The sequence below is a fragment of the Kitasatospora sp. NPDC087861 genome (assembly GCF_044742585.1).
Lineage (GTDB): Bacteria > Actinomycetota > Actinomycetes > Streptomycetales > Streptomycetaceae > Kitasatospora.
Genome location: NZ_JBIUUS010000043.1, coordinates 23661 through 44460, shown reverse-complemented (window position 1 = coordinate 44460; position 20800 = coordinate 23661). Strand labels below are relative to the sequence as shown.

21 protein-coding genes and 1 riboswitch are annotated in these 20800 nt (G+C 73.3%); of the genes, 14 read left to right on the top strand and 7 right to left on the bottom strand.

All coding sequences use genetic code 11. From position 1 onward, the window contains the following. The first annotated feature begins 143 nt into the window (after positions 1 to 143). Positions 144 to 281, top strand: a riboswitch (SAM riboswitch). Between the two features lie 17 nt (positions 282 to 298). The 5 genes from thrC (at position 299) to ACIOJE_RS36005 (ending at position 5183) form a co-directional block, all read left to right on the top strand. Continuing rightward, a complete protein-coding gene (gene thrC / locus ACIOJE_RS36025; protein ID WP_280678813.1) occupies positions 299 to 1579 on the top strand; it encodes a threonine synthase in 1281 nt (426 codons plus the stop codon). Between the two features lie 38 nt (positions 1580 to 1617). Then, positions 1618 to 1896 carry a MoaD/ThiS family protein gene (locus ACIOJE_RS36020; protein WP_280678811.1) on the top strand — a complete coding sequence of 93 codons (279 nt, stop codon included), beginning with the start codon at positions 1618 to 1620 and terminating at the stop codon, positions 1894 to 1896. A gap of 614 nt (positions 1897 to 2510) precedes the next feature. Beyond that, the gene (locus ACIOJE_RS36015) at positions 2511 to 2714 is read left to right on the top strand and encodes a cold-shock protein (protein ID WP_030289665.1); all 204 of its coding nucleotides are present in this window, start codon (positions 2511 to 2513) and stop codon (positions 2712 to 2714) included. A 346-nt stretch (positions 2715 to 3060) separates the two neighbouring features. Beyond that, positions 3061 to 4683 carry a chaperonin GroEL gene (gene groL / locus ACIOJE_RS36010; protein ID WP_280678804.1) on the top strand — a complete coding sequence of 541 codons (1623 nt, stop codon included), beginning with the start codon at positions 3061 to 3063 and terminating at the stop codon, positions 4681 to 4683. Positions 4684 to 4826: 143 nt separating this feature from the next. Next, the gene (locus ACIOJE_RS36005) at positions 4827 to 5183 is read left to right on the top strand and encodes a hypothetical protein (protein WP_400782278.1); all 357 of its coding nucleotides are present in this window, start codon (positions 4827 to 4829) and stop codon (positions 5181 to 5183) included. Here the strand turns inward: ACIOJE_RS36005 and ACIOJE_RS36000 are convergent. Continuing rightward, positions 5180 to 5854, bottom strand: a complete 675-nt coding sequence (locus ACIOJE_RS36000; protein ID WP_400782276.1) for a hypothetical protein — start codon at positions 5852 to 5854, stop codon at positions 5180 to 5182. The genes ACIOJE_RS36005 and ACIOJE_RS36000 overlap by 4 nt on opposite strands. A 57-nt stretch (positions 5855 to 5911) precedes the next feature. Between ACIOJE_RS36000 and ACIOJE_RS35995 the strand changes: the two genes are divergently transcribed. Genes ACIOJE_RS35995 through ACIOJE_RS35985 form a run of 3 tightly spaced genes read left to right on the top strand, consistent with a single transcriptional unit; the run spans position 5912 to position 8039 of the window. Then, positions 5912 to 6295: a PadR family transcriptional regulator gene (locus ACIOJE_RS35995; RefSeq protein ID WP_280678798.1), complete on the top strand. Its 384-nt coding sequence runs from the start codon at positions 5912 to 5914 to the stop codon at positions 6293 to 6295. Beyond that, on the top strand, positions 6292 to 7296 hold the full coding sequence (locus ACIOJE_RS35990; protein WP_400782273.1) for a hypothetical protein: 1005 nt from the start codon (positions 6292 to 6294) through the stop codon (positions 7294 to 7296). Before ACIOJE_RS35995 ends, ACIOJE_RS35990 begins: the two co-directional genes overlap by 4 nt. 56 nt (positions 7297 to 7352) lie before the next feature. Next, positions 7353 to 8039, top strand: a complete 687-nt coding sequence (locus tag ACIOJE_RS35985) for a copper homeostasis protein CutC (RefSeq protein ID WP_280678794.1) — start codon at positions 7353 to 7355, stop codon at positions 8037 to 8039. A gap of 48 nt (positions 8040 to 8087) precedes the next feature. Here ACIOJE_RS35985 and ACIOJE_RS35980 read toward each other — a convergent pair whose 3' ends face one another. Further along, complete coding sequence (locus ACIOJE_RS35980) at positions 8088 to 10115, bottom strand: HelD family protein (protein WP_400782291.1); 2028 nt, start codon at positions 10113 to 10115, stop codon at positions 8088 to 8090. A gap of 368 nt (positions 10116 to 10483) precedes the next feature. On the opposite strand from ACIOJE_RS35980, the gene ACIOJE_RS35975 reads away from it, so the two are divergent. Beyond that, positions 10484 to 10696: a hypothetical protein gene (locus ACIOJE_RS35975; RefSeq protein WP_400782271.1), complete on the top strand. Its 213-nt coding sequence runs from the start codon at positions 10484 to 10486 to the stop codon at positions 10694 to 10696. A 37-nt stretch (positions 10697 to 10733) separates the two neighbouring features. Here the strand turns inward: ACIOJE_RS35975 and ACIOJE_RS35970 are convergent, their stop codons facing one another. Then, on the bottom strand, positions 10734 to 12371 hold the full coding sequence (locus ACIOJE_RS35970) for a DNA repair helicase XPB (RefSeq protein ID WP_400782269.1): 1638 nt from the start codon (positions 12369 to 12371) through the stop codon (positions 10734 to 10736). 158 nt (positions 12372 to 12529) lie between these two features. Here ACIOJE_RS35970 and ACIOJE_RS35965 point away from each other — a divergent pair, with 158 nt between their 5' ends. Further along, positions 12530 to 12781, top strand: coding sequence for a hypothetical protein (locus tag ACIOJE_RS35965; protein WP_280678786.1), 252 nt, complete (start codon positions 12530 to 12532; stop codon positions 12779 to 12781). Positions 12782 to 12801: 20 nt separating this feature from the next. Here ACIOJE_RS35965 and ACIOJE_RS35960 read toward each other — a convergent pair whose 3' ends face one another. Next, positions 12802 to 15303 carry a helicase-associated domain-containing protein gene (locus ACIOJE_RS35960; protein ID WP_400782266.1) on the bottom strand — a complete coding sequence of 834 codons (2502 nt, stop codon included), beginning with the start codon at positions 15301 to 15303 and terminating at the stop codon, positions 12802 to 12804. A gap of 636 nt (positions 15304 to 15939) precedes the next feature. On the opposite strand from ACIOJE_RS35960, the gene ACIOJE_RS35955 reads away from it, so the two are divergent. Then, positions 15940 to 16575, top strand: a complete 636-nt coding sequence (locus ACIOJE_RS35955; RefSeq protein ID WP_400782264.1) for a hypothetical protein — start codon at positions 15940 to 15942, stop codon at positions 16573 to 16575. Between the two features lie 47 nt (positions 16576 to 16622). Here the strand turns inward: ACIOJE_RS35955 and ACIOJE_RS35950 are convergent, their stop codons facing one another. Continuing rightward, positions 16623 to 17273 (bottom strand): TetR/AcrR family transcriptional regulator, encoded by a 651-nt coding sequence (locus ACIOJE_RS35950; protein ID WP_400782262.1) that lies wholly within the window; start codon positions 17271 to 17273, stop codon positions 16623 to 16625. A 104-nt stretch (positions 17274 to 17377) separates the two neighbouring features. Between ACIOJE_RS35950 and ACIOJE_RS35945 the strand changes: the two genes are divergently transcribed. After that, positions 17378 to 18046, top strand: a complete 669-nt coding sequence (locus ACIOJE_RS35945; protein WP_400782259.1) for a hypothetical protein — start codon at positions 17378 to 17380, stop codon at positions 18044 to 18046. 243 nt (positions 18047 to 18289) lie between these two features. Then, complete coding sequence (locus tag ACIOJE_RS35940; RefSeq protein WP_400782257.1) at positions 18290 to 18781, top strand: hypothetical protein; 492 nt, start codon at positions 18290 to 18292, stop codon at positions 18779 to 18781. Between the two features lie 88 nt (positions 18782 to 18869). On the opposite strand, the gene ACIOJE_RS35935 is transcribed toward ACIOJE_RS35940, so the two are convergent. Then, entirely contained in the window at positions 18870 to 19229 is a 360-nt protein-coding gene (locus tag ACIOJE_RS35935) for a nuclear transport factor 2 family protein (protein ID WP_280678774.1), read from the bottom strand. Positions 19230 to 19300: 71 nt separating this feature from the next. On the opposite strand from ACIOJE_RS35935, the gene ACIOJE_RS35930 reads away from it, so the two are divergent. Next, a complete protein-coding gene (locus tag ACIOJE_RS35930; RefSeq protein ID WP_400782255.1) occupies positions 19301 to 20179 on the top strand; it encodes a LysR family transcriptional regulator in 879 nt (292 codons plus the stop codon). Between the two features lie 4 nt (positions 20180 to 20183). Here the strand turns inward: ACIOJE_RS35930 and ACIOJE_RS35925 are convergent, their stop codons facing one another. Then, entirely contained in the window at positions 20184 to 20771 is a 588-nt protein-coding gene (locus ACIOJE_RS35925; protein ID WP_280678770.1) for a TIGR03086 family metal-binding protein, read from the bottom strand. Positions 20772 to 20800 lie beyond the last annotated feature (29 nt).

Sequence of the window (20800 nt, the reverse complement as noted above, 5' to 3'; positions counted from 1 at the left end):
TCTCCTCGGCGGGGTCGGGCGGGACGCGCCATCTCGCGTGGCGGACGATCCCTTTCGGGGTTGACGCCTTCGGATACAGTCTTCGTACAGCGGTCGGACCTTTGCACGCCGGGGTCGCCGTTCAGCACCACCACAATTTCACAAGCTCATCCAGAGGGACTGAGGGAACGGCCCGTTGACGTCCCGGCAACCTTCTCGCGCGGCTGTCCGTCGACAGGCCCCCCGCGGGACAGGTGCCAATTCCGGCCTGTGGCGCGACCGTGCCACGGGGAAGATGAGGAGAGAGGCCTCCGCCATCATGGCTATCGACACCGTCGCACCCGCTTCCGTTGACCTCGGCCCCGCCGCCGCGCTGTCCTGTCGCGAGTGCGGCACCCGCTTCCCGCTCGGTCCGAGCTTCGCCTGCCTGGAGTGCTTCGGCCCGCTGGAGATCGCGTACGAGTTCGGTGGCGAGGACGCCGAGGCGCTGCGCCGGCGGATCGAGGCCGGTCCGTCCTCGATCTGGCGCTACGCGCCGCTGCTGCCCGTCCCGGCCGACGTCGCCACCAAGCCGAACCTGAACCCGGGGTGGACCCCGCTGGTCAAGGCGGACAACCTGGGCCGCGAGCTCGGCTTCACCGCCCAGCTGCACATCAAGGACGACTCGGGCAACCCGACCCACTCGTTCAAGGACCGCGTGGTGGCCTGCGCCATCGAGGCCGCGCGGGCGTTCGACTTCACGACGCTCTCCTGCTCCTCCACCGGCAACCTGGCCGGCGCGGTCGGCGCGGCGGCCGCCCGGGCCGGTTTCAAGTCCTGCGTGTTCATCCCGCACGACCTGGAGCAGGGCAAGGTCGTCATGGCCGGGGTGTACGGCGGCGAACTGGTCGGCATCGAGGGCAACTACGACGACGTGAACCGCTTCTGCTCGGAGCTGATCGGCGACCCGGCCGGCGAGGGCTGGGGCTTCGTCAACGTCAACCTGCGCCCGTACTACGGCGAGGGCTCCAAGACGCTGGCCTACGAGATCTGCGAGCAGCTCGGCTGGCGGCTGCCGGAGCAGATCGTCATCCCGATCGCCTCCGGCTCCCAGCTGACCAAGATCGACAAGGGGCTGCAGGAGCTGATCAAGCTCGGCCTGGTCGAGGACCGGCCGTACAAGGTCTTCGGCGCCCAGGCGGCGGGGTGCTCGCCGGTGTCGGCCGCCTTCAAGGCCGGCCAGGACGTGATCCGCCCGGTCAAGCCGGACACCATCGCCAAGTCGCTGGCGATCGGCAACCCGGCGGACGGCCCGTACGTGCTGGACATCGCCCGGCGCACCGGCGGCGCGGTCGAGGACGTCACCGACGCCGAGGTGGTGGACGCGATCCGGCTGCTGGCCCGGACCGAGGGCATCTTCGCCGAGACCGCGGGCGGGGTGACCGTCGGCGTGCTGAAGAAGCTGGTCGAGACCGGCCGGCTGGATCCGGCCAAGGAGACCGTCGCGATCAACACCGGCGACGGCCTGAAGACCCTGGACGCCGTGGCCGACTCCGGGATGACCGCCGTGATCCGCCCGACGCTGGCGTCCTTCCGCGACGCCGGCCTCGCGTCCGCCTGAACCCCCCACCCCGCTGGGTCGCACCCGCTAGGAGAGCCATGAGCGCCAACGTCCGTATCCCCACCATCCTGCGCACCTACACCGGCGGCTCCGCCGAGGTGGCCGCCGAGGGCGCCACCCTGGGCGAGGTCATCGCCGACCTGGAGAAGAACCACGCGGGCATCTCGGCCCGCATCCTGGACGACGCCGGCAAGCTGCGCCGCTTCGTCAACGTCTACGTGAACGACGACGACGTGCGCTTCGCCGAGGGCCTCGCGACCGGCATCGCGGACGGCGCCAGCGTCTCGATCATCCCGGCGGTGGCCGGCGGCTGCTGAGCCGAGACCCCGCCCCGGCGGCGCCCGCCCGCGTCGACCGGACCGGCCCTGGTTCGACCGGCCGTCCCGCGTACGGAATTCCGTTCTCCGTGCGCGCGGGCGGCCGGTCGCATTTCGGCGGGAATATTTCGGGGTCGAGTCGGAGTAGAGTGTGGCTCGGTTGGGAACAGGGCTTCCCCTCATCCCCACCCGTGAATCGCCGGAGTTCGTCCGGCTGCTGGGATCGGCCGTTGAGACCGGCTGTTGAGACCGACCGGGTGCGGGACCGTGAAACATGTCAGGCAGATGTCAGAATTCCCGCGGGGATTTGTTGTAATCCGTCCGCTATGTCCGGCGTGAAATGCCGAATTCCTCCCGGTTTGGCCCGTCCTGTCCTTTGATGTGGTGCCGGAATTCCCCGCAGCTGACCCTGTTGCAGAGGGCGTCGATCCGGATACATTCAGCCGCGGTCGACGTAATCACCCGCTCACGGGGCGCCGTCAGGTGCCCCTGCGGAGGATTGCGGCGTGCACGGCTGCGCCCAGGGGGGGTTCCCCGGGCCGGCCTTCAAACCAGACCCGGGCCCGCGACCTGCGGGCGCGTGAAGGGCCAGCACAGCACTAGGGGAGTTCGGAATGGCTCAGGGCACCGTCAAGTGGTTCAACGCGGAGAAGGGCTACGGCTTCATCGCGGTCGACGGTGGTGCGGACGTCTTCGTCCACTACAGCGCGATCCAGATGGACGGCTACCGCACCCTCGAGGAGGGCCAGCGGGTCGAGTTCGAGATCTCCCAGGGACAGAAGGGCCCGCAGGCGGACATGGTCCGCGCGGCGGTCTGACCTTCCTTCTCCTCCAGGAGCTCGGCACGGCCCACGGCTGGTGACCACTCGCTTCTCGGCGGGCCCGTACGACACGCGTCGTACGGGCCCGTCGGCGTTCCCCGGCGGGGAGTTGCGGGGCGCGGCGGGGGCGCGCCGGACGGCTCGCGGGATCGCGATTGGGCTTGCACTCGACCACCCGGAGTGCTAATCATTGGCGTTAGCACTCACAGCGTGAGAGTGACAGCGGACCGGGTCGGTGAGGCCCCCGGGAGCGGTAGGGGAAAGGACCCCCGCACACCAGGGCCGTCCGTCGCGGGCACCCCTTGGTCCGAGCAGTCGACCGTGTCCCGGAGGACCACTTCTGATGGCCAAGATCATCGCCTTTGATGAGGAAGCTCGCCGCGGCCTTGAGCGTGGCATGAACCAGCTCGCCGACGCAGTGAAGGTCACGCTCGGCCCCAAGGGTCGCAACGTCGTGCTGGAGAAGAAGTGGGGCGCCCCCACGATCACCAACGACGGTGTCTCCATCGCCAAGGAGATCGAGCTCGAGGACCCCTACGAGAAGATCGGCGCGGAGCTCGTCAAGGAGGTCGCCAAGAAGACCGACGACGTCGCGGGTGACGGCACCACCACCGCCACCGTGCTGGCCCAGGCCCTGGTTCGCGAGGGTCTGCGCAACGTCGCCGCCGGCGCCAACCCGATGGCCCTGAAGCGCGGCATCGAGAAGGCCGTCGCCGCCGTCTCCGACCAGCTGCTGGCCCAGGCCAAGGACGTGGAGACCAAGGAGCAGATCGCCTCCACCGCCTCCATCTCGGCCGCCGACACCCAGATCGGCGAGCTCATCGCCGAGGCCATGGACAAGGTCGGCAAGGAAGGCGTCATCACCGTCGAGGAGAGCAACACCTTCGGCCTGGAGCTTGAGCTCACCGAGGGCATGCGCTTCGACAAGGGCTACATCTCCGCCTACTTCGCCACCGACCTGGAGCGGATGGAGGCGTCCTTCGAGGACCCGTACATCCTCATCGCCAACTCCAAGATCGGCTCGGTCAAGGACCTGCTGCCGCTGCTGGAGAAGGTCATGCAGAGCGGCAAGTCGCTCGTCATCATCGCCGAGGACGTCGAGGGCGAGGCCCTGTCGACCCTGGTCGTGAACAAGATCCGCGGCACCTTCAAGTCCGTCGCCGTCAAGGCCCCGGGCTTCGGCGACCGCCGCAAGGCCATGCTCGGCGACATCGCCATCCTCACCGGTGGCACCGTGATCTCCGAGGAGGTCGGCCTCAAGCTGGAGAACGCCGGCATCGACCTGCTGGGCCGCGCCCGCAAGGTGGTCATCACCAAGGACGAGACCACCATCATCGATGGTGCCGGTGACGCCGACCAGGTCGCCGGTCGCGTGAACCAGATCCGCGCCGAGATCGAGAACAGCGACTCGGACTACGACCGCGAGAAGCTCCAGGAGCGCCTCGCCAAGCTGGCCGGCGGCGTGGCCGTCATCAAGGCCGGCGCGGCCACCGAGGTGGAGCTCAAGGAGCGCAAGCACCGCATCGAGGACGCCGTCCGCAACGCCAAGGCCGCCGTCGAGGAGGGCATCGTCGCCGGTGGTGGCGTCGCGCTGCTGCAGGCCGGTGTCGCCTTCGACAAGCTGGAGCTGGACGGCGACGAGGCCACCGGTGCCAACATCGTCAAGGTCGCGCTGGAGGCCCCGATCAAGCAGATCGCGACCAACGCCGGCCTGGAGGGTGGCGTCGTGGTGGAGAAGGTGCGCAACCTCCCCGCCGGTCACGGCCTGAACGCCGCCACCAACGAGTACGTCGACCTGGTCGCCGCGGGCATCATCGACCCGGCCAAGGTCACCCGCTCCGCGCTGCAGAACGCCGCCTCCATCGCGGCGCTGTTCCTCACCACCGAGGCCGTCATCGCCGACAAGCCGGAGAAGGCCGCTGCGGCCGCCGGCGGCGGCATGCCGGGCGGTGACATGGACTTCTGATCCCGCTGGGATCGGACGGTTCGGATCGTTCGCGAGGGCGGTCTCCCCGACGGGGAGGCCGCCCTCGCGGCGTTCGGGAGCCTTCGCGCGTTCGGGAGCCTTCGCGCGTTCGGGAGCCTTCGCGTGTTTGGGAGAATGGGTGGATGGCTGCTGACGACATCGAGACCGCTCTGCACAACGCCCGGGCACTGATCCTGGCCGACCTGACCGCCCGGGACGTGGCGGACGCCGCCGTGGTGTCGCTGGTCGAGCAGGCCGTGACGCACCGGCGCTGGTGGCTGGAACAGTGGCCGGACGGCACCGACTACGTGCTCGGGCTCGTCGCCCAGGACGTCCAGGACGCGCTGCTGGAGGCGTACGGGCGCTGGCCGCTGTGCGCCGAGTGCGCGGCCGACGGTGACCCGCACGCGCTGGGCGTGGAGCCGGAGCTGGGGCCGGAGCCGCACTGGGTGTGCGGCCAGCAGGGCGCGGTGGTGGCGCCGGTGGGGAAGCTGGGCTAGAGACTGTCGAGTTCGGCCGTCAGGTTGGCGCGGGCGGGGGCGTCGAAGCGCGCGTGGGCGGCCGGGGTGCGGTAGAGCGCGGGGAGCGCGAGCAGCTGTCGCAGGATCGCCGCGCGCCCGGCGCGGAAGTCCGGCTCCGGGACGAACGCGTACTCCGCGCGGACGGCGGCCGCGTACGCCGCGTACGCCTCGGGGGCGCCGCCGAGGACGGCGAGGTCCGCGTCGCAGAGCACCTCGCCGTCGCGATCGCCGGGCTCGGGGTGGTGGTCGACGGTGAGCAGGACCAGCCGCTCGACCTCGGCCACCCGGACGGCGGGCAGGCCCGCGGCGGTCAGCGCGCGGACGGCCAGGGCGGCGCTGCGCTCCTCGTTCTCGGAGCGGTCGGGCCGGTAGACGGCGTCGTGGAACCAGGCGGCGAGCCGGACGGTGTCCGGGTCGCCGGCGTGCCCGGCGAGGTCGTCGACGTGCCGCAGGACCGCGTGCAGGTGCCCGGGGGTGTGGTAGCGGCGCTGCGGCTCCGACCAGCGGCGCAGCAGCTCGCGGCCGTACGGCTCGGGGTCGGTCGTGGCGGCGCAGCGGTGCAGCAGCGCCGTCCACTCGGCGAGCAGTTCGGCGAGCAGTCCGGGGGGCGGTCCGGCGGTGAGGTCCTCGGTGGTGGGCATGGGGGACATTGTGGCGGGCGGGCCGGGCACTGGACCTATAGGTAGGTTGACGATATATGTAGTCGTATGACAGAACGCTCGATGCAGGAGCCGACGCTGCTGCTGCTCACCGCACTGGCGGACGCCCCCAGACACGGCTACGCCCTCATCCAGGAGATCGCCGCGATTTCCGACGGTCGCGTCAAGATGCGCACCGGCACCCTGTACGGCGCCCTCGACCGGCTGCTCCAGCAGGGGCTGATCGAGGTCGCCGCAGAGGAGGTCGTGGACGGGCGGGCGCGGCGCAGCTACGCGCTGACCGACGCCGGCCGGACCGCGCTGGCCACCGAGGCCGAGCGGCTGCGGGCCGTCGCCACCGAGGCCGAGCGCCGGCTCGCCAACGTCCGGTTGGCGATGCAGGCGAAGGCGGGGCCGAAGGGGCTGTTCACGAGGAGGGGGTTCTTCGCATGACCACGCCGACGATGGGGACGCCGGCCGCCGCGCTGCGGGCCGTGCTGCAGCTCTACCCGGAGTACTACCGCCGGGAGCGGGGCGAGGAGATGGCCGCGGTGTTCGCCGACACCACGGCGGAGGCGAACCGGTCGACCGTCGCCCGCGAGGTGTTCGACCTGGCCCTGTACGGGCTGCGGGTGCGGCTCGGGCTGACCGGCTCCTCGATGGGCGGGCGGGTGCTCGCGCTGGCCGCGCCGATGGCCGCCGGGGCGCTGGCCGGCGCGGGGCTGCTGCCGTGGGTCACCGATCCGGACCAGGCCGCCTGGCGGCTGACCTGGGACCACTCGTACAACACGTACGCCATGACCATCGCGCCGCCGGTGATCGCGCTGCTGCTCGGGGTCGCCGCCCTGCTGGGGCGCTGGACGGCGGTGCGGGTCATCACGGGGATCCAGGCCCTCTTCGCGCTGGCCACCCTGGCGAAGGCCGCCGTGGTGCCGGGCTTCTTCGACGTCTGGTGGGTGGGGTACACCGGCATGACCACCCTGCCCGCCGTGGCCGCCGCGCTGTTGCTGTTCGCGGCGCCGACGGAGTTGCTGCCCAGGGCCGGTTGGCGGGCCGCGGGGCTGGTGCTGGCCTCGGTGGTCGGCGGCGGGGCGCTGGTGGCGCTCCTGCGCTGGGACGACTCCAGCTTCCCGCTGGACGTCCAGTGGTTCGTGGTGCTGCTGATCGCGCCGGTGCTGCTGACCTTCAGCGCGCTGCGCGGGCGGGTGGCGCCGGCGGCCGTGGGGGTCGCGATGCTGTCGCTGACGACCTTCGCCGGCCTGTTCAACGTCTGGCGCACGTCCGGCGGGATCTCGATGACGCTGCTGATGTCGGTGCCGGTGGTGCTGCTCCTGGTGGCGGCCGCGAAGGCCGTGCGCCGGATCGGGACCGGCGGCGGGGTCGGTGGGGGGACCGGCGGCGGAGTCGGCGGAGACGCCGAAGGGGGCTCTGGGAGCGGGCGCAGCCTGGCGTGACCGGAAGGCGACGCAGGGGCTCGCCGGGGCGGGTCGGATGTGGCAGGCTGTCTGATATGTCTAGACCAATTTTCGAAGTCATCGCGTTGACGCCCCAGGATGCCCGGGCCGCCGAGTCGGGCGGCGCCGACCGGCTCGAACTGGTCACCGACATGGCCTCGGACGGGCTCACCCCGTCCGTCGAGGATTTCGCCCGGATCAGGGCCGCCGTCGGCATCCCGCTGCGCGTCATGCTCCGGATCCGGGACGGCTTCGTCCCCGGCGACCTGGACGACCTGGCGGCCCGCGCCGCCGCGCTGCGGGCCGAGGGCGCCGAGGAGTTCGTCCTCGGCTTCCTCGGCGCCGACGGCGCGGTCGACCTGGCCGCCACCACCGCCGTCGCCGAGGCGGTGGCCGGCTGCCGCTGGACCTTCCACCGGGCGATCGACCACAGTGCCGACCGGGCCGCCCTGCGGACCGCCGTCGGCGCGCTGCCCGGGCTGGACACCTTCCTCACCTCGGGCACGGCCGCCGGGGTCGACGCCGGGCGCGAGGTGCTGCTGGCGGAGCTGGCCCGTGCGGGCGAGCCCGGGTACGGGCAGCGGATCCTGATCGGCGGCGGCCTGCGGGCCGAACACCTGAAGGGGCTGCGGGCCGAGGGCTTCGACGCCTTCCACGTCGGCGGCGCGGTGCGGGCCGACGGCTGGCGGACGCCGGTGGACGCGGCCAAGGTGGCCGAGTGGCGGGCGCTGATCGACGCCTGAGCGTGTCCCGGGAGGGGCCGGTCCCGGTCGCGGGGCCGGCCCCGCCGTCTACCGGCGCAGCTGCTCGGGCAGCGGTTCGCCGTGCAGCACCGTCAGGCCGGAGACGGCCCGGGTGAGCGCCACGTACAGCCGCCGCAGGCCGGTCCGCTCGTCCGGTTCGCCGGCGATCACCGCGGCCGGCTCGTCCAGCACCACGTAGTCGTACTCCAGGCCCTTGGCCAGCGAGGCCGGGACGAGCGTCAGCCGGGCCTCGGCGCTGGTCTCGGTGCCGGGGGACAGGTACGGCAGGCCGGCCGCGGTCAGCGCCTCGGCGAGCACCGGGATCCGGGCGTCGGCGGCGATCAGCCCGGTCGAGCCCTCGTGCTCCAGCGCCTCGTGGCAGGCCGCGAGGACGGCGGCCACCGACTCCCCGTCCGCGATGTGGCGGATCGTCAGCGAGCCCGGGGCGTCGCGGACGGAGGTCGCCGGGGCCAGGCCCGGGGCGATCGCCGGGAGCAGCCGGGAGGCGTACGCGATGACCTCCTCCGGCACCCGGAAGCCCTTGGTCAGCTCCTCGACATGGGCGTCCGGCTTGCCCAGGTGGTGCAGCGCGTCCGGCCAACTCGCCGTCGCCCACGGGGTGGTGCCCTGGGCGAGGTCGCCGAGGACGGTCGCCGAGCCGGTGGTGCAGCGGCGGCCGACCGCGCGGTACTGCATCGGGGAGAGATCCTGCGCCTCGTCCAGCACCACGTGCCCGAGCGAGGGGGTGCGCTGCACCAGGTCCGTCACCTCGTCGACCAGGACGGCGTCGGCCTGCGTCCAGCGGGCCGTCTTCACCGAGCGCCCCGGCTTGGGCCAGAGCACCGCCTGCTGCTCCTGCGCGGTCAGCACGCCCTCCGCGCAGGCGGCCAGGAACTGCGGATCGGAGAGCAGTCGCAGCACCAGCTTGGCCGGATCGACCGCCGGCCAGCACTCCTTGACCACCGCCTTGACCGCGGCGTTGCGGGCCACCGCGTCCTGCACCCGGTCGTCCGGGGCCTCGCCGCCCTGCTCCATCTTCAGCAGCACGGCGTGCGCGATCCGCTGCGGCAGGGCGTCCCTGGCAGCGCCGTAGCGGATCTCGCGGCCCTTCAACTCCTCGATGATCTCCACGAGTTCGTACACCGGGACGCGCCAGCGGCGGGAGCCGCGGACCACCACGCAGGGCTCGGTGGGCAGCGCGATGCCCGCCCGCACCGCCCGGCGCAGCACCTCGGCCATCCGCGCGTCGCCCTTCAGCCGGGCCGCCTGCGGGTCGTCCTCGCCGCGCACCTCGACGTGCCCGACCAGCTGCTGCACGGTGGCCTGGGCGACGTCCAACTCGCCCAGGGCCGGGAGCACCTGCTCGATGTAGGAGAGGAAGGCGTTGTTCGGCCCGATCACCAGCGTGCCGGTCCGGGCCAGCCGCTCGCGGTGCGCGTACAGCAGGTACGCGACGCGGTGCAGGCCCACGGCCGTCTTCCCGGTGCCGGGGGCGCCCTGGACGCAGATGGTGCCCGTCACGTCGGAGCGGACGATCTCGTCCTGCTCGGGCTGGATGGTGGCGACGATGTCGCGCATCGGGCCGACGCGGGGCTTCTCGATCTCGGCGGCGAGCAGGGCGGAGGCGGTGTCCGTCTCGGCCGGGTCGCTGAGGTGCTCGTCCTCGTAGGCGGTGAGCTCGCCGCCGGTGTAGCCGAAGCGGCGGCGGCGCTCGACGTCCAGCGGTTCGGTGCGGCTGGCCCGGTAGAACGGCTGGGAGACCGGCGCGCGCCAGTCGATCACCATCGGGTCGCCGTCGGCGTCGTGGACGTGCCGGCGGCCGATGTAGAAGCTCTCGCCCCCGCCCGCCCGTCGCCCGCCACCGCCCTTGCCCGGCGCGCTTCGCGCGGCACCTTCCCTTTCGCTCAGCTCCTCGCTGATCGCGTGCAGGTAGTCCAGGCGGCCGAAGAACAGCGGGGTGTGCGAGAGGTCGGCGAGGGCGGCGATCCGGGCCTCGATCTGGTTCTGGAGGACGGCGGCGGACACCCAGGTGCCGGTCACGTCGCGCAGGTCCAGCGACTGGACGTCCTCGCGCATCGCCCGCAGCGCGGACCTGGAGGCGGCCAGGTGGTCGCGTTCGCGCTGGAGGGGGTCGGTGGTGGGGGTGGCGGGCACAGCGAACCTTCCCGGCTGCCCCGGAACCGGGCGCAGCGGATCGATGGAGCTCACAGTGGGTACAGCCGACCGGTTGCCGTGCGGTCGGCGCCTCCCCCGGCTGCCTGCGCGACTTCAGCAGGTACCACGGTTCGGGAGGGGGCAGACGGACGATCTTAGACCCGCGTGCCTCAGGGTTCCAGCCCCGCAGGTCTCGGGGTTCTCCGTACACCGGGAGGACGACCTCCGGCTCGGCGGGTACGGCCTTTGGGGTGATGTGTCCGGCGTGTCCGGTGCCTACCGTTGGAGACATGAGCACCGTACACGCGGCGCCGCGAGTGCCGATCCAGAAGTCCGTCCCGACCGCCCCGTCCGTCCCGACCGCCCCCGCCGGCTCCACCGCCGTCACTGCGCCCGGTGGCCGCCGCCGGGGCCCCCTGGTCACCGCCGTCCGCAACCTCGGCATCGCCCTGGACACCGCCGCGCGCGTGGTCTTCCTCGGGCGCGACGGTGTCCGGTCCTGAGCCTGCTCACCGGCCTGCCGGCCGATGGTGAGCCCGACTACAGCACGTCGTCCGCGTCGATGATGCGGTACGCGTAGCCCTGCTCCGCCAGGAAGCGCTGCCGGTGGGCGGCGAAGTCCTGGTCGACGGTGTCCCGGGCGACCACCGAGTAGAAGTGCGCCGAGTGGCCGTCCGCCTTGGGGCGCAGGACGCGGCCCAGGCGCTGGGCCTCCTCCTGGCGGGAGCCGAACGTCCCGGAGACCTGGATGGCCACGGTGGCCTCGGGCAGGTCGATCGAGAAGTTCGCGACCTTGGAGACCACCAGGACGCCGATCTCCTTGTTGCGGAACGCGTCGAACAGCTTCTCGCGCTGGGCGTTGCTGGTCTCGCCCTTGATCACGGGCGCGTCCAGTGCCTCGCCGAGCTCGTCCAGCTGGTCGATGTACTGGCCGATGATCAGCGTCTGGTCCTTCTCGTGCTTCTTCACCAGCGCCTCCACCACCCGCCGCTTGGTCGCCGTCGTGGCGCAGAAGCGGTAGCGCTCCTCGGGCTCGGCGGTGGCGTAGGACAGGCGCTCCGAGTCGGTCAGGGTGACCCGCACCTCGCAGCAGTCGGCGGGCGCGATGTAGCCCTGCGCCTCGATCTCCTTCCACGGCGCGTCGAAGCGCTTGGGCCCGATCAGGCTGAACACGTCGCCCTCGCGGCCGTCCTCGCGCACCAGCGTCGCGGTCAGGCCCAGGCGGCGGCGGGCCTGCAGGTCGGCGGTGAACTTGAACACCGGCGCCGGCAGCAGGTGCACCTCGTCGTAGACCACCAGGCCCCAGTTGCGGGCGTCGAACAGCTCCAGGTGCGCGTAGACGCCCTTCCGCTTGGTGGTCATCACCTGGTAGGTGGCGATGGTGACCGGGCGGATCTCCTTGCGCGTCCCGCTGTACTCGCCGATCTCGTCCTCGGTGAGCGAGGTGCGCTTGACCAGCTCGTGCTTCCACTGGCGGGCCGAGACGGTGTTGGTGACCAGGATCAGCGTCGTCGACTTGGCGTGCGCCATCGCGGCCGCGCCGACCAGCGTCTTGCCGGCGCCGCAGGGCAGCACCACGACGCCCGAGCCGCCGTGCCAGAAGCCCTCGACGGCCTGCGCCTGGTACGGGCGCAGCCGCCAGCCGTCCTCGTTCAGCTCGATCGGGTGCGCCTCGCCGTCCACGTACCCGGCGAAGTCCTCGGCCGGCCAGCCGAGCTTGAGCAGCACCTGCTTGATCTGGCCGCGCTCGGAGGGGTGCACCACCACCGTGTCCGGGTCGACCCGGGCGCCGACCAGCGGGACGATCTTCTTGGAGCGCAGCACCTCCTCCAGCACCGGCCGGTCGGTGGTGGTGAGCACCAGCCCGTGCGTCGGGTGCTTGAGCAACTGGAGCCGCCCGTACCGGCCCATGGTGTCGGCCACGTCCACCAGCAGCGCGTGCGGCACCGGGTAGCGCGAGTACGTCACCAGGGCGTCCACCACCTGCTCGGCGTCGTGCCCCGCCGCCCGCGCGTTCCACAGCCCGAGCGGCGTCACCCGGTACGTGTGCACGTGCTCGGGCGCGCGCTCCAACTCGGCGAACGGCGCGATGACGCGACGGCAGTCGGCGGCCTTGGGGTGATCGATCTCCAGAAGAAGAGTTTTGTCGCTCTGGACGATGAGCGGTCCGTCGTTCACGCGGGGAAGCCCTCCACTGGCTGACTTGCTGGATTGACGCAGACCCTCCAGTGTCGCGCATTCCGCGGCGAACGTGAGCGGGCTCCGGTCATTCGTACGGTGGGTGGGCGGGCCGTGGTGGTGGGTGACCGTGGTGCGGGTCGCTCGTTGAGCCGGGCATGAAGAAGTCGAAGCGCGTTCTCACCGCTCTCGCCCTGATGGGTACGGCCTTCGCGGCCACCGCCTCGTCCGCCGGTTCCGCGCACGCCCTCGCGGGGATCGGGGAGGGGCCCGGCGGGCTGCTCGCGGCGCCCGGATTCCTGATCGCCGACCAGGTCGGTGGCGGCTCGCTGCCGGTCGGGCAGGGGGAGATCGGCAGCCTGGCGGACAAGGCGGTCAAGGAGAAGATGAAGGAGTCGCAGGGGCACTGAGCCCGGTCCTGCCGCCGGGGTTACTCGTCGAGCTCCGCGACGCCGGTGATGCGGTGCAGGGCGAAGGTGCGGAGCTCGTCGGCGTGGTGGTCGAAGGCGGTGACGAAGCCGCCTTCGACCTTGACCGGGTCGATGATGCGCTGGCTGGCGATGCCCTCGGCGTTGAGGTAGCCGATCCACATGCGTTCGCCGAGCAGGACGGCGGTCTGCAGGGCCGCGAGGGTCTCGGCGGCGGCGGTGCGGGGCAGTTGGCGCGGGTCGGGGGCGGGGTCGCGGCGGCTGGCGGTGGCGGCGCGGTCGCCGGCCCGGATGGCCTTGATGGCGGCGGCGAGCAGGGTGTCGTCGGGGGTGGGCGGGCCGTCCGGGACGGGCGTGGGCGCCGTGCGGGGCGGGGTGCGGTGGCTGTCCGGGCGGGTGATCAGGACGTCGCCCTCGGCGGACTCGGCGGCCGGGGCGTAGCCCATGGTGCGCAGGGCGGCGAGCAGGACGTCCGGGGCGGCCTGGGCGGCGAGGACGGTGGGGGCGAGCAGCCGCAGTCGCAGGTCGGCGGAGCGGCGGTCGGCGAGGACCTCGTTCAGCAGGGCCGGGTCGTCGCAGCGCAGGTAGGAGGAGGCGGCGCCGACCCGCAGGATGCCGTGCCGGCGGGCGACGTCGTCGATCAGGTAGGCGAGCGGCTGCGGGACGGGCGTACGGGAGTGCTGCTCCAGGAAGGTCCGCAGGTCGGCGGCGGTGCGTCCGGCGTCGAGGGCGCGGCGGACGGACACCGGGGTGAAGCGGTAGACGGTGGCGCCGCCCTTGGACTCGATGTCGGCGCACAGGGCGAGGGCCTGGGCGAGCGGGGTGAGCAGCGGGCCGGGGGCGATCGCGGTGAGGTCCGGCTGCAGGATCACGTGGTCGAGCGGCTGCGGCAGCAGCGGGGCGAGCACCTCGGCCGGGTCGGACTCGGCGGTGAGCAGGGCGCGGGCGGGGGCGGCGAGGGCGCCGCGGCCGGTGACGCCGAGGAGTTCGGCCTCGGCGAGGGTCCAGGTGGTGAGGTCGTCGCGCAGCTCGTGGCCGTCCGGGCCGGTCGGCCCGCCGCGCAGCGGGCGCTGCCAGCACAGGGTGGGCAGGAGTTCGGCGGCGGTGGCCGGGGTGCCGGGCGGGAGTTCGGCGAGCAGTGCGAGGGTGGCGCGGCGGACGGACGGGGCCAGGGTGCGGTCGAGTTCGGGGCCGAGGGCGGCGCGCGGCTTGCCCTTGCCGTCCGGGGTGCCGGTGAGGGCGGGGACGCGGGTGGCGGCGAGCCAGGCGCGGGCGAGGGCGGACCAGCGCTCGGCGGTGTCCTGCTGGAGCCAGGTGTCGTAGGCCGGGGTCGGGGCCCAGCGTTCGTCGGCCTCGCCGTCGGGGGCCAGTAGCCCGGCGGCGTAGGCGAGTTCGAGCCAGAAGGCGGCCTGCTGCTCGGTGGTCTCCAGGGCCTGGGCGGTGCGCTTGAGGTCGCGGACGCCGAGGCCGCCGGCGCGCAGGGTGAGCGGCGGGGTGAGGCCCCAGAGGTCGAGGAGTTCCTCGACGGTCTTGACGGCGGTGTGGGCCTGGCCGGCCGCCGCGCCGTCCACAGCCTGTGGATCGCGCGGGGCGGCGGCCGGGGCGGGCTCGGGCTGGACGGGTTCGACGGTGCGGTGGGTGCGGCCGCCGCGCAGGTGCAGGGCGAGTTCGCGGGGCAGGACGACGCTGCCCGGCCCGCTGGGCAGCAGCAGGCCGCGGGCGAGCAGCCACTCGACCGGGCTCTGCGCGTCCTCGGCGGTGACCGGGCGGGTGGCGTCCGGGACGGTGCCGGTGGGCGGGCCCCAGACCAGCCGCTCCAGCAGCCGCAGCGCGGCCTCGGGGGCGGTGTCGAGCAGCGCCGTGCAGCGGGCGCGGTCGTTCAGCAGGGCGGTGAGCGCGGCGACGGCGGTGACCGGGTCCGGCGTGGCGGGCTGCCCGGCGGAGGTGAGCAGCTGCTGCAGCCGGGCCGGGGACATGCCGATGGTCGCGTCGGCGAGGGTCGGGCCGAGACCGGTGCGGCCGGGGTTCGCGGCCGTCGGGGCGAGCGCCTCGCGGACGGCGAGGACCAGCCGCAGGCCGTTGTCCGGGCCCCAGACCAGCGCCCGGTCACGCAGGGTGGCGATCGCCCGGGGGAGGGCGGCGGCGACGGCGGAGCGGTCGGCGGGCGTCAGCGGGGTCGCGCCGGGGTGCGGCTTGACCTTGGCCGGACCGGTCAGCAGGGTGCGGACGGTGGCGAGGCCGGTGCCGTCCGGGGCGGTGGCCAGGGCCTCGGCGACCTGGAGGGTGAAGCGGTCCAGGCGCTCCAGGGCGCGCAGCGCCGAGGCGCGGGAGGAGAGCCGGGCGGACAGCTGGGTGAGGTCACCGGGGACGGGGTTGAGCAGGTCGGGGCGGGAACGGAGCAGGGCGGCGAGCGCGTCGTCGGGGCGCGCGCGCAGCTCCTCGGCGAGGGTGCGGGGGCCGGCGGCGGACCTGCCCTGGCGTTGAGGGCCCTGCTGTGTGGTCATTCGACCTAGGTTAGTCGGGTGTGCGGACGGTGGGGTGTCCGTCCGGCGGCGTGCGGTGGTGTGCTCGGAGGGCCCGTCTTCGAAACCCCCGCCTGCGCGCCGACGCTCCCCCAGCCTTCGGCCGGGAGGTGCCCCCCATCCTCTGCCTTGCGATGGACGCACCTCGACGCCGCCACGCCCGCCCTCCGGGCGGACCACGGGGGTTTGACGACGGGCCCTGGACTCGCGTGGGCGGGGGCGGGGTGGGTAGCGTCACGGCCGAGGGTGGTTCGGTGGGCCGGGGTTCGGGCGCGAGGCGGGGTGTCGGTGATGACGGACGGCGAGTGGTGGCGCAAGAGCGGGCCGTGGAGCGACCGTTCGGGGGGTGGGTCGGGTTCGTCGGGCGGGTCCGCCGGGCGGTCTGGCGCGTCCGGTGACGGCGGCGGCTCCGGTGCTTCCGCTCCTTCTGGTGCCTCCGACGCGGACAGCGTGTACGACTCGGCCCCGCCGGCCGGGGGGACTCCCTCCGTACCGCTGGACCCGCCCCGGCCGACGCGCGCCCCTACGGCCGGCGCTCCGCCCGTAGCGCTGGACAAGCCGCCCGTCGGTGGCCCGATCGACGGGGCCGAGGACGATCGCCCGCTTCCGCCGCCGCAGGTGTACAGCTCGGGTGCGAACGGCTGGGACCTGGTGCTGCTCAACTTCTCCGACTCGCCGCAGGCCCCACCGAAGCAGATCCCTGAGCAGCGCGCCGGGGACGGGGCGGCGGCCGGGGCGGAGGGCGCGAAGGCCGCCGGGCCGGCGGGGGCGGCGCCCCCGGGGAAGGGCAGAAAGCAGCGCAAGGCCAAGGCGAAGGCGGCCGCCGCCGGGAAGGCCAAGGCGCAGCCGTCCGCCCCGGCCGGTGCGGGGGCAGGTGCGGGCGCGGGTGCCGGAGCCCGCAGGCCGTCCCTGCTGGTCCTGCTCTCCTGCGCCCTGCTGGTCGGCGGCGCCGCGATGAGCTTCTTCCCGGCCATGCTGATCGGCTGGGGCCTCGGCTACCTTTCCCGCCAACTCTCCGACCTGATGCGCAAGTTCGCCATCCTCGGGGTTCCGCTGATCACGATGAGCGCGGCCACCCTGCACGCCATGCAGGCCAAGCCGGGCGTCCAGGGCGGCGCCGGCGTGCAGGCCGGCGCGCAGCTGACCCAGATCAGCTGGTCGGCGGCCCCGGGCGTGCTGCGTCTGTCGGCGGTGCTGTCGGCCGTGGTCCTGCTGCTGTTGAGCCTGCGCCGCCAGCCGCCGCCGCAGGGCTGAGGCCCGGGCGGCGGCCGGCCGGCGGCAGGCAGCGGCCGGCGGACGGCCTACTGCCCCGCGCTCGGCTCACCGCCCGGGATGAGGGCGGCGAAGCCGGTGCAGAGCAGGCGGATGCTCTGCGCGTACTTCTCGTCCTGGCCGAGTCGGGGGATCAACCCGCCCATGATCAGCGGGAACTGGGCGCACAGCTCGGCGTAGAGCTCGGCGGAGACCGCCGGTGTCGGCGGCTGGTTCTGTTCCTGGAGCACGAAGCCGGTGGCGTGGCTGAGCAGGGTGTCGGCGGCGGTGCCGCAGTGGGCGGCGGGCAGGCCGGCGTCGAGGAGGGTGCGCAGCAGGCGTTCCATCAGGGAGAGCCCGCCGGGGCTGAGGACTCCGGGGCTCTCGGCGAGCAGCAGGGCTCCGCCGGGGTGCTGGCGGATGCTGTGGCGCAGGGTGGCGGCCTGGACGTCGATCCGGTCCTGCCAGGTGGCGGTGGGGGGGAGGGCGGCGAGGGCGTCGGTGCCGGCGTCGTAGGCCTGGCGGCAGACCCGGTCGGCCATCAGCGTGAGCAACTCGTCCTTGCCGCGTACGTGGTAGTAGAGGCTGCCGGCGTGGGCGTCGAGGCGGTCGGCGACCTGGCGCATGGACAGGTTGTGGTACCCGACCTGGGCGAACACGGCCATGCCCGCGTCCACGATGCGCTCCTTGGTGAGCTTCATGGCCACCACCGTACAACGTTTTCCAACACCGTTCGAAAACTGTGCTAGCTTTGCCTCGCCGGTCTTTCGAACGGTGTTGGAATACTTAGATGGGGGAAGGCAGCATGGGGGCGATCCTGTTCAACGTGACCACGGCCGCGCTGATGGTCATGATGGTCAACTGCGGGCTCGGCGTGGTCGGCCGGGACACCCTGCGCGGGCGGCCGATCCCGTGGGCGGCCGTCGCGCTGACCGCGATCGCCGTCGGCGGCGTCCTGCTCCAGCTGCTCTGGTCCGGCGCGATGGACGCGCTCGACGCCGACCCCGCCAAGTCCGGCTGGTGGCGCGAGTTCACCTCGGTGTTCATGCAGAACGGCGGCCTCGGCGGCGGCCTGTGGAACCTCGCCACCCTCGCGGCCGTCGCCGCGCTCGCCCAGTGGTACTGGGGCGGCCCGCTCACCCTCGGCTTCTTCCTCGCCGGCATCCTGCTGCCGGGCCGGATCGACAGCCTGCTCGGCTTCGGCGACGGCCCCAGCACCGACCCCCGCAACTTCGCCGGCAGCTCCGGCGCCACCTACTTCCTCGGCGCCACCCTGGCCATCGCCTTCCTCACCCGCACCCGCCTCCCCAAGGAGCTCGCCCTGGCGATCGGCGTCCCGGTGCTGGGCCTGGCCATGTGGCTCGCCCAGGACAACGGCCACGGCCTGGTGGCGGTGTACGGCTTCGCCCTCGGTGCGGTGGCCTGGGCGGCCCGCCGCCGGCTGACCCGTCCGGCGGCCGAGCAGACGGCCTGACGGCCCGACGGCCTGACACCGCTCGCCGCAGGTGCCCCGGCCCTGGACGCGGCCACGACCTGGACGACCAGGCGGTGGCGGCGCCCGGGGCCGTTTCGCATGAGACGGCGGCATCGCCCGACGCCCGAGGCCTGACGTCCAATGTCCGGCGCCTGGCGCCCGTACGTGACAAACCCTCGGCACCACATTGTCGTTGGCGCGGTGTGTACTGGTGCCCGACCCGCCCGCGACCCGGAGGTGCCGATGGCCCGCCTGTACGTCCGTCCCGGCCTCGACCCCGACGAGCCGGACGCGCCCGTGGCCGTCCTGCTGGTCGACCCGGACGGCTCCCCCGGGGAGCGCGCCATGGAGCGGCTCGGCGCGTACTGCTACGAGGGCGACGGGGTGTTCTACCTGGTGCAGACCGACGGTTGGGCCGAGCATGCACGTGAGGGCGGCCGGCTGGCGGTCGACATCGCCGTCTACCCGGCCGCGCTGAAGGCGGTGGACGTCGACCCGGCCGACTTCCCACTCCGCTCGACCGTCGACTCACGGGCCGTCCTGGTCCTGCACGCCGAGACGACGGTCGACCCGGAGCCGGACGTCCAACTCTCCGAGGGCACGGCCGTCTTCACCTGCGCGCGGCCCGGTACCACGCTCGACGACGTCCTCGCCTCGGCGGAGGACTGGCCGATCGTCCTCGCGCCGCCGCCCGAGGAGCTCCAGGAGGACGACCCGCCCGACGAGGACGCCTGACCGCACAAGCCGAAGAGGGCAGCCAAGAGGGCCGTCGCCGCCCCCGGCGGTCACGGCCCTCCTGCCCCCTGCGCATGCCTGAGCCCGCTCAGCGGCCGAACCCCGCCAGCAGCCCGCGCGGGTCGAAGGTCACCCGGATCCGAGCGATCTTCCCGTTCTCCACGTGCATCCAGTTCGCCGTCGGCGCCGGCGGCGCGATGCTGGTGCACAGGTCGAACCAGGTGATCACGTCGTCGCCCTCGGCGACCCGGACCTTCACCTCGATCCTTTCCAGCACCTGCCCGAGCCCCTTCAGCCCGGCCAGTGCCTCCTCCACCCCCGAAGCCGTACCCATGGCCCCGACGAAGTCGACGTCCTCGGCCAGCAGCCCCCGCATGGTCTCGAAGTCGCCCGCCTCCCAGGCCTTGAAGTACGTCTCGGCAATCTCACGCGCGGTGTTCGTCGTCATGCCTCCATCCTCCCGGCGACCTCGTCCATCCGTCCAACAGATGGATCCGATGCCAACTATCATCCTGAGTTATGGAGATGCACCAGCTGCGCTACTTCGCCGCCGTCGTCGACGAGGGCTCCTTCACCGCCGCCGCAACCCGGCTGCACGTCAGCCAGTCCGGCATCAGCACCCAGGTCGCCAAGCTCGAACGGGAGTTGGGCCAGCAGCTCCTCGACCGCTCCGGCCGCCGCGTCCACCTCACCCCCGCCGGCGAGGCCGTCCTGCCGCTCGCCAAGGACGCCCTCGCCACCCTCGAAGCCATCCAGCACACCGCCGCCGAGTTCGCCGACGCCGTCCGTGGCCGCGTCCGGCTCGGCATGATCATGGGCTGCTCGATCCCGCCCTTCCTCGACGTCGTCGCCGACCTCGGCCGCACCCACCCCGGCATCGAACTGAGCCTGCACGAGGGCGATTCCGACCTCCTCCAGGCGCAGATCGTCTCCGGTTCCCTCGACCTGGCCCTGATCGGCTTCACCGGCGAGCCCGGCCCCGGCCTGGACGTCACGCTCGTCGTCGACGAGCCGATCGCCGCCGTCGTCCCCGCCGGACACCCCCTCGACCGGCCGTCCCTCCGGCTCGCCGACCTCCGCTCGTCGAAGATCCTCTGCCTCTCCCCGGGCACCGGCATCCGCGCCGCCTACGACCGCTCCTGCCTCCAGCTCGGCCTCGACCCGCGCGTGGACATCGACGCCAGCTCCCCGGCCACCCTCCTCCGCCTCGCCGAACGCGGCGCGGGCGTCGCCGTCCTCAGCCCGTCCTCCGCCGCCGGGGAGGGCCTGCGGGCCGTCCCGATCAGCGACGCGCCCGCCCGCGCCCGCCTCGGCCTGGTCGCCCGCCCCGACCAGCACTCGCCCGCCGTCCGCCTGCTCCGCTCCCGCCTGCGGACGTCCCTGCTCGGCCCCCGCTGACCGCTCAGCCGCCCCAGCGCGGATCGCGCCCCGAGGCGGCCAGTGCGCGGTCCAGCGCCGGCGCGCTGTCCGGTACCGTCACCGCCTCGGCGAAGCCCCCGTACTGGCGGTACAGCTCGGCGTTCTCCTCGACGATCGCCAGCACCAGCAGGGCGAGCTCCTCGTCGACGTCGATCCGCCCGCCGACCGCCCGGGCGACGTCCCAGCCGTGCAGCACGAGCTCCGCGATCAGCATCCGGGCGATGCCCGCCGCCGGGACCGGGGAGCCGCCGAGGTCGACGTCCCCCTCCCAGGCGGCCGGGTCGGCCCAGGCCGCGACCGCCCGGTCCAGCTGCGCCGCGTAGTCGGCGGCCCAGCCGGGGCCGGCGGCGAAGTCGTGGTCGACCAGCTCCTCGGGCAGTTCGGTGCGGCGGGCCCGGTGCTCCAGGCCGTGCGAGGTGTAGAGCACCCAGTGGTTGACCAGCGCGCGGGTGTCGAACTCCGGGCAGGGCGTCGGACCGTCCAGCGGCCGGTCCGCCGGAACGGCGTCGGCGACGCGGGCGGCGGCCGTCGTGGCGCGGATCAGGAAGGGCAGCATCGGGTGATCGTTCATGCCCCGATCCTGCGCCGGGCGCCGTCACC